General features: G+C 77.0%; 15 protein-coding genes. 8 read left to right on the top strand and 7 right to left on the bottom strand.

The window, feature by feature from the left end:
• Positions 1-123 precede the first annotated feature (123 nt).
• Genes E9565_RS19420 through thpR form a run of 4 tightly spaced genes read left to right on the top strand, consistent with a single transcriptional unit; the run spans position 124 to position 2930 of the window.
• On the top strand, positions 124-558 hold the full coding sequence (locus E9565_RS19420; RefSeq protein ID WP_236824865.1) for a MarR family winged helix-turn-helix transcriptional regulator: 435 nt from the start codon (positions 124-126) through the stop codon (positions 556-558).
• 47 nt (positions 559-605) lie between these two features.
• A complete protein-coding gene (locus E9565_RS19415; RefSeq protein WP_236824864.1) occupies positions 606-1925 on the top strand; it encodes an MFS transporter in 1320 nt (439 codons plus the stop codon).
• 55 nt (positions 1926-1980) lie between these two features.
• Positions 1981-2364, top strand: a complete 384-nt coding sequence (locus E9565_RS19410; protein ID WP_236824863.1) for a hypothetical protein — start codon at positions 1981-1983, stop codon at positions 2362-2364.
• Positions 2361-2930: an RNA 2',3'-cyclic phosphodiesterase gene (gene thpR / locus E9565_RS19405; protein WP_308196166.1), complete on the top strand. Its 570-nt coding sequence runs from the start codon at positions 2361-2363 to the stop codon at positions 2928-2930. Before E9565_RS19410 ends, thpR begins: the two co-directional genes overlap by 4 nt.
• A gap of 76 nt (positions 2931-3006) precedes the next feature.
• Here the strand turns inward: thpR and E9565_RS19400 are convergent, their stop codons facing one another.
• A complete protein-coding gene (locus E9565_RS19400; RefSeq protein WP_236836525.1) occupies positions 3007-3975 on the bottom strand; it encodes an aldo/keto reductase in 969 nt (322 codons plus the stop codon).
• A 27-nt stretch (positions 3976-4002) separates the two neighbouring features.
• Here E9565_RS19400 and E9565_RS19395 point away from each other — a divergent pair, with 27 nt between their 5' ends.
• A complete protein-coding gene (locus tag E9565_RS19395) occupies positions 4003-4830 on the top strand; it encodes a thioesterase family protein (protein WP_236836524.1) in 828 nt (275 codons plus the stop codon).
• Here E9565_RS19395 and E9565_RS19390 read toward each other — a convergent pair whose 3' ends face one another.
• The 4 genes from E9565_RS19390 to E9565_RS19375 all read right to left on the bottom strand — a co-directional run bounded on the left by E9565_RS19390 (position 4831) and on the right by E9565_RS19375 (position 7986).
• Positions 4831-5532, bottom strand: coding sequence for a TetR family transcriptional regulator (locus E9565_RS19390; protein ID WP_308196165.1), 702 nt, complete (start codon positions 5530-5532; stop codon positions 4831-4833).
• On the bottom strand, positions 5448-6251 hold the full coding sequence (locus E9565_RS19385; RefSeq protein WP_236824859.1) for an ABC transporter permease: 804 nt from the start codon (positions 6249-6251) through the stop codon (positions 5448-5450). Before E9565_RS19385 ends, E9565_RS19390 begins: the two co-directional genes overlap by 85 nt.
• Positions 6248-6970 (bottom strand): ABC transporter ATP-binding protein, encoded by a 723-nt coding sequence (locus E9565_RS19380; RefSeq protein WP_236836522.1) that lies wholly within the window; start codon positions 6968-6970, stop codon positions 6248-6250. Before E9565_RS19380 ends, E9565_RS19385 begins: the two co-directional genes overlap by 4 nt.
• Positions 6971-7032: 62 nt before the next feature.
• Positions 7033-7986, bottom strand: coding sequence for an NAD(P)/FAD-dependent oxidoreductase (locus E9565_RS19375; protein ID WP_236836521.1), 954 nt, complete (start codon positions 7984-7986; stop codon positions 7033-7035).
• A gap of 53 nt (positions 7987-8039) precedes the next feature.
• On the opposite strand from E9565_RS19375, the gene E9565_RS19370 reads away from it, so the two are divergent.
• Positions 8040-8840 (top strand): RNA methyltransferase, encoded by an 801-nt coding sequence (locus E9565_RS19370; RefSeq protein ID WP_236824856.1) that lies wholly within the window; start codon positions 8040-8042, stop codon positions 8838-8840.
• Positions 8841-8850: 10 nt separating this feature from the next.
• Here the strand turns inward: E9565_RS19370 and E9565_RS19365 are convergent, their stop codons facing one another.
• Together E9565_RS19365 and sepH are read right to left on the bottom strand one after the other, a co-directional pair.
• Entirely contained in the window at positions 8851-9324 is a 474-nt protein-coding gene (locus E9565_RS19365) for a general stress protein (protein WP_236836519.1), read from the bottom strand.
• 46 nt (positions 9325-9370) lie between these two features.
• Positions 9371-10264 (bottom strand): septation protein SepH, encoded by an 894-nt coding sequence (gene sepH / locus E9565_RS19360; RefSeq protein ID WP_236824854.1) that lies wholly within the window; start codon positions 10262-10264, stop codon positions 9371-9373.
• A gap of 235 nt (positions 10265-10499) precedes the next feature.
• Between sepH and E9565_RS19355 the strand changes: the two genes are divergently transcribed.
• Positions 10500-12398, top strand: a complete 1899-nt coding sequence (locus E9565_RS19355; RefSeq protein WP_236836517.1) for a prolyl oligopeptidase family serine peptidase — start codon at positions 10500-10502, stop codon at positions 12396-12398.
• A partial coding sequence (locus E9565_RS19350; protein ID WP_236836516.1) for a circularly permuted type 2 ATP-grasp protein occupies positions 12395-13228 on the top strand: 834 nt, incomplete at its 3' end. The genes E9565_RS19355 and E9565_RS19350, both read left to right, overlap by 4 nt.

Here is a 13228-nt window from a genome sequence, read left to right as displayed (position 1 = left end):
CGGGAGATCAAGCGCTGCCTCAAGCGCTACATCGCCCGCGAGCTCTACCGACGCCTCGAATCACCACCCGCAGCGGCTTGACCCGGCATAGGAGCGTCCAGGCGCTGAGTTAGGCTAACGACCGTGGGCCGGACGACGCTGGACACCGCCGCGCTCGCCCACGAGCTGCGGCTCGCGGTCATGCGGTTCTCCCGGCGGCTGCGCAACCAGCGGGTGGACACGTCGGTGACGCTCACCCACCTCGCTGCGTTGTCGACGCTCAAGCGGCACGGCCCGATGAGCCCGGGGGAGCTGGCCGCCCACGAGCGGGTGCAGCCGCCGTCGATGACCCGGGTCGTCGTCGCCCTGGAGAACGCGGGGCTGGTCACCCGCACGCCGCACCCCACCGACGGCCGCCAGGTGATCATCGGGCTCACCCCGGCCGCCGAGGAGATGCTGTCGGCGGAGGCGCAGGCGCGTGAGGCGTGGCTGGCCTCCCGGCTGCAGGAGCTCACCGCCGAGGAGCGGGCGGTGCTGCGCGAGGCGGCCGAGATCATGGACAAGCTCGCCGGTGGGTGACCTGGACGAGCACTGACCAGCGGACGCCGCCCGAGCAGGGGAGCGGCATGTTCCGGGCCCTCCGGGTGCGCAACTTCCGCCGCTACGCCTCGGCCAACCTGCTCAGCCTGACCGGTACCTGGATGCAGCGCATCGGCCAGGACTGGCTGGTGCTGCAGCTCTCCGACGACAGCGGCGTCGCCCTCGGGCTGATCACCGCGCTGCAGTTCGGCCCCTCGCTGCTGCTGAGCGCCTACGGCGGTGTCCTCGCCGACCGCTACCCCAAGCGCCGGCTGCTGATCATCGCCCAGGCCCTCATGGGCCTGCTCGCGCTCGTGCTGGGCGTCCTGGTGGCCACCGGGGCGGTCGCGCTGTGGCACGTGTTCGTGCTGGCCGGGCTGCTCGGGTCGGTGGCCGCCGTCGACGTGCCGGTGCGGCAGTCGTTCGTCCCGGAGATGGTCGGCCCTGAGCTGATCACCAACGCGGTGAGCCTCAACTCGACGATCTTCAACGGCGCCCGGCTGATCGGCCCCGCCCTGGCCGGGCTGCTCATCGGCGCCGCCTCGGGGAACACCGCACCGGCGTTCTTCCTCAACGCGGCGAGCTTCGCGTTCACCATCGCCGCGATCGCCGGCATGCGCGCCGACGAGCTCACCCCGAGCCCCCCGGTCGCCCGGGGCCGGGGCCAGCTGCGCGAGGGGCTGGCCTACACCAGGGCCCACCCCGACCTGCTGCTGGCGATGGGCCTCGCCTTCGTCCTGGGCACCTTCGGGTTCAACTACCAGGTGACCATCGCGCTGATGGCCCGGGAGACCTTCGACCTCGGCGCGGAGGCGTTCGGGCTGCTGTCGACGTGCTTCGCGGTGGGGTCGCTGAGCGGCGCGCTGCTCTCCACCCGGCGCAGCGTGCGGCCACGGCAGCGGTTCCTCGTCGGCTCGGCTGTGCTCTTCGGCGCCTGCACCGTCGTCGCCGGGCTGATGCCGACCTACCTGGCGTTCGCCGCGCTGCTGGTGCCCACGGGGGCCGCGGCGCTGGTGTTCAGCGTGGCCAACAACAGCTTCGTCCAGCTCGGCGTCGATCCGCAGATGCGCGGCCGGGTGATGGCGCTCTACTTCATGTGCTTCATGGGCGGCACGCCGGTCGGTGCACCGCTGATCGGCTGGGTCGCCGAGCGCTTCGGCGCCCCGTGGGGGCTCGTCCTCGGGGGCGGGGTCTGCATCGTGGCCGGCGTCGTCGCCGCCGCCTGGCTGGCCCACCGCGGCTCGCTGCGGCTGACGGTGCAGCGCTCGCCGGTGCGGGTGCGCATCCGCCGCACCGTCCCCTCCGCGCAGGTGCGCACGGTGGAGGAGCAGCTCAGCCAGAAGGCCCCCGGTCAGCAGTCGCTCTGAGCGTTCCGCGCGTACCGTTCGCTGCACCGGTACCGCCCGTGCCCCGAGGACCACCATGGCCGCGCTCCTCCAGCTCATCGCACTGCTCGCCGCCTTCGCGGGCCTGGTCGCCGGCCTGGGGCCGCTGATCCGGCGGATCGAGGCGTGGTCGGCCCGCCGCCACGCGGCCCGCCACCCGGCGCCGCCCGGGCGGTCGCTGCAGGTCGTCGCCGCGGACGTGCGCCGGCTCGGCCGCCAGGTGGCGCTGGTGCCCGCCGGCATGCCCATGGCCCGGCGGCGGGCGCTGCTGGCGGCCTACGACGACGTCCTCGGTGAGGCGGCCGGGATGCTCGGCGTGGCCTCGGCGCTGGCGGAGCTGCCGGAGGGCCGGGCGCGCGAGGTCGAGCGCCTGCGGGTGGCCGCGGAGCTGCGCGCCGCCGGCTTGCAGGTGCCCCTCTGACCGCCGGGGCCACCCGTCGGCTGTTCTTCGCCGTCGACCCGCCCGACCCTGCGCGCCGCGACCTCGAACGCGCGCTCGGCCCGCTCCGCGACCTCCCGGGTGCGCCGCGCTGGGGCCGGCCCGAGCGCTGGCACCTGACGCTGCTGTTCCTGGGCGCGGTGCCCGAGCCGGTGGTGCCCCGTCTGGTGGCCTCGGCCGCGCCGGCGGTGGCCGCGACCCCGCCGATGGCGCTGCGGCTGGCCGGGGGAGGGCGGTTCGGGTCGCTGCGCCGCCCGCAGGTCGCCTGGGCGGGGCTGGAGGGCGACGTCGAGCCGCTGGTCGCGCTGGCCGGCCGGCTGGCCGCCGTCGCCCGCACCCTGGGGCTCCCCGTGGAGGACCGGCCCTTCCGGCCGCACCTGACGCTCGGCCGGTGGCGCCCCGGCCGGCCCGCCGACGGCACCGTCCCCGACCGGCTGGCCGGCTACCGGGGACCCGAGTGGCCGGTGCAGGAGATCCGGCTGTGGGAGAGCCGCCTCGGACCGGCCCCCGCGTACACGGTCATCGCCGCCTGGCCCCTCGTGAGGTGAGCTGCTCCGCGGGACGCGGCTCCGTCGCAGGGGCCCGCGCCGAGCGTGCGAGGCGTCGGGGGGCGACGGGGTCCTTCTACCAGGCGTACTCCATCGGGGCGGCGCGGTAGCCGGGGAAGATCTCGTCGAGGCGGGCCAGGGCGTCCGCCTCCAGGGTGATCCCGAGCGCCCGCAGCCCGCCCTCGAGCTGCTCCACGGTGCGCGGCCCCACGATCGGCGCGGTGACGGCCGGCTGGTGCAGCAGCCAGGCCAGCCCGACGTCGGCGGGGGCGTGCCCCAGCTCCCGGCACAGCGCCTCGTACCGCTCCAGCGCCGGCCGGTGCCGCTCGACCCTCTCCCGGGTGCGCTCCTCGCCGCGGCGCGCGCCCTCGGCCTTCTCCAGGGCGCCGGCGAGCAGGCCACCGGCCAGCGGGCTCCACGGGATGATGCCGACGCCGTAGTGCTGCGCGGCGGGGAGCACCTCCAGCTCCACGTGCCGGGTCAGCAGGTTGTAGTGCGACTGCTCGCTCACCAGGCCCTGGAAGTTCCGCCGGGCGGCCGCCTCGTTGGCGGCGGTGATCTGCCAGGCGGCGTGGTTGGACGAGCCGACGTAGAGCACCTTGCCCTGGGCGACCAGCGTCTCGCAGGCCTGCCAGATCTCCTCCCACGGCGTCGCGAGGTCGACGTGGTGGAACTGGTAGAGGTCGATCCAGTCGGTGCCCATCCGGCGCAGCGAGGCCTCGCAGGCACGCACGATGTTGCGGGCGGACAGGAACGTGTCGTTGGGCCAGTCGCTCATGCCGCCGTAGACCTTGGTCGCGAGCACCGCCTTCTCGCGCCGTCCGCCGCCCTGGGCGAACCAGCTGCCCAGCACCTCCTCGGTGCGGCCCTTGCCGGCGTCGAAGCCGTAGACGTTGGCCGTGTCGAAGAAGTTGATCCCCTCGGCCAGCGCCCGGTCGAGGATCGCGTGCGCGTCCCCCTCCTCGGTCTTCCAGCCGAAGTTCATCGTCCCCAGGCACAGCCGGGACACCGTCAGGCCGCTGCGGCCGAGGTGGGTGTAGTCCATGCCGGCCACCCTGGCACCCTGTCCGGCGTGCCGCAGAACGATGCCCAGGGTCTCTCCGAGTTCGACGCCGCCACGACGGTGCAGCGGTCCGAGGGCGGCGGCTTCGTCGCCGACCTCCACCCGGGCTGGGACGTCGGCGCCGGCATCCTCAACGGCGGCTACCTGCTCGCCGTCACCGCGCGGGCCGCGCTCGCCGACAGCCCCCACCCGCACCCGGTGGCGGTCTCGGCCAGCTACCTGCGCGCCACCCCGCCCGGCCCGGCCTCGCTGGCGGTCACGCCGGGCCCGGCGGGCCGGACGCTGGCGCACACCGGCGTCGTGCTCAGCGGCCCGGCGGGGCCCACGCTCAGCGTCCAGGTGACGACGGCGGCGCTCGGCGAGGAGGCCCCGCTGCGCTCGGTGCCGGCGCCCGACGTCCCGCCGGTGGAGGAGTGCCTGGACGCCGAACCGGGCGCGCAGATGGGTGGCCACCCCGTCCCGGCGGTCGGCCTGCGGCACCGCGTGGAGACCCGCCTGGACCCCGCCACCGCCGGGTGGGCGCTGGGCAAGCCCTCGGGGGAGCCGGTGATGCGTGCCTGGCTGCGGCTCGCCGACGGCCGCGAGCCCGACCCGCTGGCGCTGCTGCTGTTCGCCGACGTGCTGCCGCCGACGAGCTGGTCGATGGGGCTCATGGGCTGGGCACCCACGGTGCAGCTGCAGGTGCTCGTCCGGGCGCTGCCGGCGCCGGGGTGGTGCCTGGCCGAGGCCCGGGCCAACGAGGTCGCCGGCGGCTGGCTGGACGAGGAGTACCGGATCTGGGACTCCACCGGCCGGCTGGTCGCGCAGAGCCGGCAGCTGGCGCGCGCGCCGCGGTAGTCAGGCCTGCGGCAGCTCCACCTCGCCGGTGAGGTACCGCTGCACGGTGGGGCCGACCGCCGCGACGATCGACTCCGGCGCTGCGGAGGCCAGCGGCTCCACCCGCAGCACGTAGCGGGCCATCACCAGGCCGATGAGCTGCGAGGCGGCCAGGGAGCCGCGCGCCTCCCGCTCGGCGGTGGGCAGCCCCAGCGTGCCGACCACGCGCCGCAGGATCTGGGAGACCAGGAACTCGCGGAGCAGCTTCGCCGTCCACTCGTTGGCGACGGCGGAGCGGACCAGGGCCAGCGCCGCCGGGCGCATCGGCCCGTCCCAGACGCGCAGCAGCAGCCGCACGATGTTCTCGCCCAGGTTCTCGTGGCCGCCGGCGAGGACCTCGGGCAGCAGCTCCGCCGGGTTCGAGGGCGCCTCGATGGCGGCGAGGAAGAGCTTGTCCTTGTTGCCGAAGTAGTGGTGCACCAGCGCCGGGTCGACGCCGGCCGCGCCGGCGATCCCGCGGATGGTGGCGCCGTCGAAACCCCGCTCGGCGAACGCCTCCCGGGCCGCGGCCAGGACGGCGTCCCGGGTGTCGGGGTTCCCGGGACGCCGTCCCGGTCGTCGGGCCGGTCCTGCTGCGCTCAGCTGGTCCTCCTCCGCAGGGTCGCCGCCGCCAGGGCGAGGGCGAGCAGGGCGGCGCCGGCGACGATCCCGACGTCCACCCACATCGTGCCGGTCGCCGACGGCGACCGCCCGACCTCCTGCAGGGCCTCGACCGCGTAGGTCAGCGGCAGGACGTCGCTGATCGCCTGCAGCCAGCCGGCCATCTGCTCGCGCGGCACCAGCAACCCGCAGAGGAAGAACTGCGGCAGCACGACCACCGGCATGAACTGCACCGCCTGGAACTCGCTGCGGGCGAAGGCGCTGGCCAGCAGCCCCAGGGCCACGCCGAGGACGGCGTCGGCGACGGCGATGAGCACGACCAGCTCCAGGGGCCCGGCGATGTCGAGGTCGTAGAGCGTGACGGCCACGGTCACCGTGATCACCGCCTGCACGGCGGCGGCCAGCCCGAACGCCGTCCCGTAGCCCAGCAGCAGGTCCAGCCGCGACTGCGGCGTGGTGAGGAGCCGCTCGAGCGTGCCGGAGGTGCGCTCGCGGAGCATCGCGATGCTGGTGACCAGGAACATCACCACGAACGGGAAGATGCCGAGCATCGTCAGCCCGACCCGGTCGAAGGTGCTCGGCTGCCCGGGCGGCGCGGGCACGTCGGCCCACAGCAGCGCGAGCAGGCCCAGCAGCAGGCTGGGCAGCACCAGCATCATGGCGATCGTCCGGTGGTCGTGCCGCAGCTGGCGCAGCACCCGGGCGGTCGTGGCGGCGGTGAGCCGGGGGCTGAGCCGGCCCGTGGCCCGGTCGGGGGTGCGGGTGGGTGCCGCGGTGGTCACGCCGCCACCTCCTCGCGGGCGCGGATGAGCCGGAGGAAGGCGTCCTCCAGGTCGTCGGTGCCCGCCTCCGCGCGTACCTCCGCCGGGGTGGCGTCGGCCAGCAGCGCGCCGTCGCGCAGCAGGAGGAGCCGGTCGCAGCGGGCCGCCTCGTCCATGACGTGGCTGGAGACCAGCAGCGTCGCACCGGCGGCGGCCAGGGCGTGGAACCTCTCCCACAGCTCCACCCGGAGCACCGGGTCCAGCCCGACGGTGGGCTCGTCGAGCACCAGCACGTCCGGCTCGCCGACCAGTGCGCAGGCCAGCGAGGCTCGGCCGCGCTGCCCGCCGGAGAGGTCCTCGACCAGCTGCCCGGACGCGTCGGCGAGGCCGACGGCGGCGACGGCGGCGTCGGCCTCCTTCGCGCCCCGGCCGTGCAGGGCGGCGAAGTAGCGGGCGTTCTCGCGCACGGTCAGGTCGGCGTAGACGCTGGGCGCCTGGGTGACGTAGCCGACGCGGCTGCGCAGGGCGGGGGAGCCGGCCGGCTCCCCGAGCACGGTGACCGTGCCCGAGCGGACCACCTGCACGCCGACGACGGCCCGCATCAGCGTGGTCTTCCCGCTGCCGCTCGGGCCGAGCAGGCCGGTGACCTGCCCCGGCGGCACGGTGGTGGACAGGCCGTCGAGCACCTGGCGGTGCCCGCGGTCGACGACGAGATCGGTGACGGTGACGGCGGCGTCCATGCCCGGCCTCCCTCGATTCAACGGATGATGAATTCAACGGTAGGTGAGTTCTCGGCGTCCCGTCAACGGGTGAGCGCCCGGCCCAGTGCCGTGCCCGAGGACCAGGCGCCCTCCACCTTCGCCGGGGCGTGCCAGCCGTCGCCGCAGAGCCCGATCCCGTCGGCCAGGCCGAACGGCTCCTCCCGCGGGGCGGCCGGCCGGGCGAACGTCCAGCGGTGGACGTCGGTCCACCCGGGCTCCGCGTCGATGCCCAGGGCGGACCGCACCGCCGAGACCACGGCCGGCACGGCGCCGGCGGGGTCCTCGAGGTGCGCGGCGGCCAGCGCGGCGGTGGTGTGCGCGACCAGCACCGGGGCGCCGTCCCCGCGCCGGTCGCCGTCGTCGGCGATCCACTCCACCGCCGGGTCGTCGTGCACGAAGGCCCCGTGCAGGTCGGCCGGCCACCGGCGCCCGGTCCAGCCGAGCACCACGGCCAGGGCCGGCTGCCAGGTCTCCGCGGCGGCCAGCCGCCCCGCCGGGCCGGCCGGGTCCAGCAGCCGGGCGGCCTGGGGCCCCGGCATCGCGAGGACGGCGGCCGGCACGGCCCGCCCGTCGACGGCCGGGCCGGCGGTCACCTCCCGCACGGTCGTCCCGGACCGGACGGGCAGGCCGCTGGCGAGGTCGGTGGCCAGGCTGCGCGACCCGCCCGGCGTCCCGTACCGCATCGGCCCGGACTTCCGGTCCCGCAGCCCGCCCGGTCCGGCGACCGCGAAGGTGTCGGTCCAGGGGCGGGCCAGCCCGCGCGCCACCCAGTCGGCCACCACGGCGGCGAACGGGGAGCCCTCGCCGGCGGTGAGGTAGGAAGCGCCGAGGTCGACCGGGCGGCCGCGCACCGTGCGCGAGGACAGCCGCCCACCCGGGGCCCGGCCCCGGTCGAGCACCTGGACGTCGCGGCCGGCGTCCCGCAGGACGCGGGCGCAGGCCAGGCCGGCGATGCCGGCGCCGATCACGGTCACGGGGGAGCTGTCGGGAGCCACGGCTCGATCCTGGGGGTCGCGCCCCGCCGTCGCCCGCCCGGCAGAATCACCGGGTGCCCGAGACCATCACCGACCCGGCCGACGAGCGGGTGGCCGACTTCCGCGACCTGAAGGCGGGGGACCGCCCCGCCGGCACCCCGCGGGGCACGGGGACGGTGATCGTGGAGGGTGTGCCGGCCGTGCAGCGGCTGCTGTCCTCCCCGTACCGGGTGCGGGCGGTGCTCGGGGTGCCCGGGCGGGTGGCCGCGCTGGGGCTGCCCGACGACGTCCCGGCCTACGAGGCGGACAAGTGGGTGCTGTCCGAGATCATCGGCTTCCGGCTGACCCGGGGCGTCGTCGCCTCGGCCGACCGGCGTCCGCCCGCCGAGCTGGACCCGCTGCTCGCCGGGCCCGACGCGGCCGCGCCCCGGCGGCTGGCCGTCCTGGAGGCGCTCAACGACGCCGAGAACCTCGGCTCGATCGCCCGCTCGGCGGTGGCCCTGGGGGTCGACGGCCTGCTGCTGGACCCGCGCTGCGCCGACCCGCTGTACCGGCGCTCGGTGCGGGTCTCGATGGGGCACGTGCTGGCCCTGCCGTTCGCCGTGCTGCCCGACTGGCCGGCCGGGCTCGGGCGGCTGCACGACGCGGGGTACCTCACCGTCGCGCTCACCCCCGCCGCCGGCGCCGTCGACCTCGGCGAGATCGACCCGCGGGCGCACCCGCGCACCGCCGTGCTGCTGGGCGCCGAAGGGCCCGGGCTCACCCCGGAGGCGCAGGCCGCCGCTCGGGTGCGGGCGCGCATCCCGATGCGCAGCGGGGTGGACTCCCTCGGCGTGGCCGCCGCGGCGGCCGTCGCGTTCGCGACGCTGCGCTAGCGGCCGGGACCTAGCCGCGCAGCGAGAAGCGGGCCAGCATCGCGCGGGCCTCCTCGGCGTGCGCCGGGTGGCACATCACGTCGTACCGGCTGGCGGTGATCTTGCTGGTGCTGGTGAAGTCCCGCTTGCCCCGGGTGGCGGCGTAGCCCATGCCGCCGAAGGCGGCGCCGAAGGCCAGACCGATCAGCAGGCCGGTCAGCACCGAGCCGATCCAGCCGCTGCCGTCGGGGGCGAAGATGCCGAGCAGGAGCCCGACGAACAGACCCCACCAGGCACCCGCCGCCGCGCCGGCCGCGATCGCGCGCCCCATCGTCATGCGACCGGTCACCGTCTCGACCATGCGCAGGTCGGTACCGATGATGGTCACGTTCTCGACCGCGAACTTCTCGTCGGAGAGGTAGTCGACGGCGGCCTGGGCCTGCTCGTAGCTGTCGTAGGACCCGACCTGCACGCCGCCGAGCGGCATCGACACCGAAGCACTCATGCCGGGTCAACTACCCAGCCGGGCCCGGTGTTCCACGCGGAGGGGCTCAGCGGTTGCGGCGGACCCCGAAGACGATGTCCTCCCACGCGGGGATGCGGGCGCGCGGGTCCTCGTCGTCGTCGGTGCCCCCGCCGCCCCGGCCGAGCACCACGGTGTCGTGCTCGGCGACCTCGTCCAGCAGTGCGGCCATCGACTCCTCGTCGGCCGGGGTGCCGTCGGGGGCGTGCACGTCGCGCACGTGCGCGTCCTCGTCCGGGGTGGGCGGCGGCTCCGGGCTGCGCACCACCTGCACGGGGCGGCTGCGCGGCGCCGGTGCGGGCTGGCCGGCCGGCACCTCGGGGACGACGCGCACCAGGCGGGTGCCCTCGGCGAAGTCGGTCGTCGCGGCGTCGTGCGGGGCGACGGTGCGGGAGGGGAGGTCGAAGTTCCACCGGGCGGTGCCCGACTTCGCCCCCGCGCGCCACTCGCCGGTGACCACCCAGGTGCCGTCCTCGTCGCGGTAGGCGTCCCACCGGACGGCGTCGATGTCGGTGTCGATGAGCCGCAGCCGCTCGACCATGAACTGCTGGAGCGCCGCACCGGGCGCCCCCTCGGTGAGCCGGACGCGCGCCTCGCGCGCCTGCGTGGCCACCCGCTCGCGCTCCTGGAGCACGGGGTGCGCGAAGCGCATGATGCGCTCGACCCGGGCGCCGGTGGCGGCGGCGACCTGCTCGGGCGTCTCGCCGGCGCGGATGCGGGACTGGATCACCCGCGGCGGCAGCTCGGTGCCGAGGTCGACGTCGATCTGGGTCAGGCGGCGGGCGTCGCCCCGGGCGGCCGCGCGCACGCGCTCGTCGATCGGGAGCTCGAACCGCTCGCCCTCGGGGTGGTCGGGGCTGTCGGCCACGAGGACGAGGCTCTTCCCGTCGTCGGAGAGTGCCACGAGGCGCAGCGTGCGCATGGGCGACCTCCTGCAGCCGGCGCGGCGGGCCCGGACGGGACCCCGGTCCCGGAGGTTATCCGGAGCGGCCGCCCGCGGCACGCAGGCGCCCCGGCGTGGCGCGGACCGCGCGACTCCCCGGGGAGGGGGTTCGGCGGGCCCCGGCCCACGCCGATGAGAGCGCTGGGACCTGCCCGGGACGAGCCGCCGCCACAGCGGGGGGCTCGCCGGCGCCGCGCCGAGCCGAGGAGGAGCGATGGCCAGCCCCGCGACCCAGCAGTGGACGACCGCGCCCGCCGCGTGCCCCGCGCTGCCCGTGCTCGCCCCGCCGGAGGCGCTGCCGGCCGCGGTGCGCCGCGCCGTCACCGGGATCGCCGGTGCCACCGCCGCCTGGTGCCCCGCCCCGGCCCCCGACGGGCACCGCGTCGCCTACGTCACGGACCGCTCCGGCCTGCCCCGGCTGGAGGTCGCGGCCCTGGACGGGGCCACCCCGCCGGTCCAGGTGTCCGGCGCCGACCAGGAGGTCATCTCGGTCTCCTGGTCGCCCGACGGCGAGCGGCTGGCCTACCTGGTGAGCCCGGGCGGATCCATCTGCGCGGAGCTGCACGTGGTGCGCCCCGACGGCTCGGGGCGGGCGCTGGTGGCCGGGGCCGATCCGCGGGCGGCCGTGCTCGCCGGGTGCTGGGTGGGGCCGCGGCACTACGCGTGCTCGATCGCCCCGGGCTCCGGGCCGGACGCCGACGTGGTGCTGGTCGACGTGGTCACCGGGGAGCAGCGGACGCTGGCCTCCGGTGGCTTCCTCGCCGTCACCGCGGTCTCCGCCGACCGGCGCACCGTCCTGGCCCGGCGCGGCCCGCGCGCCTACCGGCACATCGTCGTCATCGACGTCGCCACCGGCATCCAGCGACGGGTGGTCCCGCTGGACGCCCCCGGCGGGATCGCCTCCGAGGACGGCCGGTTCGCCGACGGCGGGGCCACCGTGCACGTGCGCGCCGCGCTGCCGGGCCCCCCGGGGACCGACCGCGCCGGCCTGGTCGCCGTCCCCCTCGACGGGGAGGGGGTGCCCGGCCGCGGCCGCGTCGTGCTGCGGCGCCCCGACGCCGACCTCGACGGGTACGTGGTGCGCGCCGACGGCACGGTGCTGGCGGTCTGGAACGCCGACGGGGTCAGCGAGCTGTGGCTGCACGCACGTTCCGACGGCGCCGTCGTGCGGCGCATCGCGCTGCCCGAGCCGGTCCTCTCCGGCTGGGCGCCGGCGCCCGGCGGCGGGGCGCTCGTCGCCGAGCTCTCCGGCCCCCGCACGCCCCGCGGGCTCTGGCGGGTGCCGCTGGACGGCGCCGCCGCCGAGCCGCTGCCCTGCTCGTCCCCGCGGCCGGAGGTGCCCGGACTCGTCGAGCCGGTGCGTCACGAGTACCTCACCCCGGACGGCCTCCGGCTCTCCGGCTGGCTGTACGTGCCCGAGGGCAGCCGCGGCCCGAACCGCACGGTGGTCAGCTTCCACGGCGGGCCGGAGGGGCAGGCGCGGCCGAACTGGTCGCCGATCACGCAGAGCATGGTCGCCGCGGGGTTGACCGTCTTCGCCCCGAACGTGCGGGGCTCCGGGGGGTTCGGCCGCGCCTTCCTCACCGCCGACGACGGACCGGCGCGGGAGCACTCCTTCGCCGACGTCCGGACGACGGTGGACGAGCTGGTGACCGCGGGCATCGCCGCCCCCGGCCGGGTCGGCGCGCACGGGTGGTCCTACGGCGGCTACCTGACCCTCGTCGCGCTCACCCGCTGGCCCGAGCTGTTCGCCGCGGGCACCTCGCTGGCCGGCATGAGCGACCTGCGGACCTTCTTCGCCGGCACCGAGCCGTGGATGGCGGCGGCCTCGGTGACCGAGTACGGCGACCCGGTCGCCGACCGGGACCTGCTGGCCGGCCTCTCGCCGATGACCGCCCTGGACCGGATCACCGCGCCGGTGCTGCTGGCCCACGGGGACCGCGACACCAACGTGCCGGTCGCGGAGTCGGTGCAGGCCCACCAGGCGCTGCAGGCACGCGGCGCCCGCGCCGACCTGCTGCTCTTCCGCGGGGAGGGCCACGCGATCGTGGGACGCGAGCACCTGGTGGAGCTGGGCGAGCGGCTCGCCGCCTGGTTCGATCGGTGGCTGTGAGCGGGGAACTCTTCGCCGGCTACCCCACCGACCGCGGCGACGAGGCCGTCGGTGCCGACGGCCGGCTGCGCGACGGGTGGGCCGGGCCGGTCGCCGCCCTGGAGCGGCTGGGCGCCGCCGGGCTGGCGGCCGCGGAGGAGGAGCTGGCGCGGCGGCGGCAGGAGCGCGGCGTCGTCGTCGGTACCTGGGCCGACGGGCGGCAGCAGCTGCGGCCGGTGGTGCAGGACCCGGTGCCGCGGGTGCTCGACGCCGCGACCTGGCGGGCGCTGTCGGCCGGCGTGGCCCAGCGGCACCGGGCGCTGAACGCCTTCTTCGCCGACGCCTACCGCCCGGCCGGCCGGCGGCGGGGCGACCCCGACCGGGCCGCGGAGATCGTGCGGGCCGGTGCCGTGCCGGAGTGGGCGGTGGCGAACGGCCCGGGCCGGGACCCCGAGGCGGTCGCCCGCGCCTGGCCCGGGCAGCCGCGCGCGACCGTCGCCGCGGCCGACCTCGTCCGGACGGTGGACGGCCGCTGGGCGGTGGTCCGCGACCACCTGCGCGCGCCGTCGGGCATCGGCTACGCGCTGGCCGACCGGGAGTGCACCCGCGCGGTCCTGCCGGAGCTCCTCTCCGGCGCCGGCGACCGGCTCCGCGACCCCGCCGACGCCGTCCCGCTGCTCGCCGCCGCGCTGGCCGACGCCGCACCCCCGGGCGTGACGGGGCCGCGCACCGCCGTGCTCACCCAGGGCGAGGGCGACGGCGCCTGGTTCGAGCACCGGGTGCTCGCCGAGGCGCTCGACGCCCCGCTGGTGCGCGCCGGTGACCTGTGGCCGCGCAGCGACGGGGGGGGG

This window comes from Blastococcus sp. KM273129, from assembly GCF_021698995.1.
Classification (GTDB): Bacteria; Actinomycetota; Actinomycetes; order Mycobacteriales; family Geodermatophilaceae; genus Blastococcus.
This window is presented reverse-complemented; position numbering and strand designations above follow the sequence as displayed.

Coding starts and splice junctions, on each gene's coding strand:
- E9565_RS19380 (WP_236836522.1), bottom strand. CDS start 6,970: ATGGACGCCGCCGTCACCGTCACCGATCTCGTCGTCGACCGCGGGCAC.
- E9565_RS19400 (WP_236836525.1), bottom strand. CDS start 3,975: ATGGACTACACCCACCTCGGCCGCAGCGGCCTGACGGTGTCCCGGCTG.
- E9565_RS19410 (WP_236824863.1), top strand. CDS start 1,981: ATGGCCGCGCTCCTCCAGCTCATCGCACTGCTCGCCGCCTTCGCGGGC.
- E9565_RS19355 (WP_236836517.1), top strand. CDS start 10,500: ATGGCCAGCCCCGCGACCCAGCAGTGGACGACCGCGCCCGCCGCGTGC.
- E9565_RS19365 (WP_236836519.1), bottom strand. CDS start 9,324: ATGAGTGCTTCGGTGTCGATGCCGCTCGGCGGCGTGCAGGTCGGGTCC.
- sepH (WP_236824854.1), bottom strand. CDS start 10,264: ATGCGCACGCTGCGCCTCGTGGCACTCTCCGACGACGGGAAGAGCCTC.
- E9565_RS19415 (WP_236824864.1), top strand. CDS start 606: ATGTTCCGGGCCCTCCGGGTGCGCAACTTCCGCCGCTACGCCTCGGCC.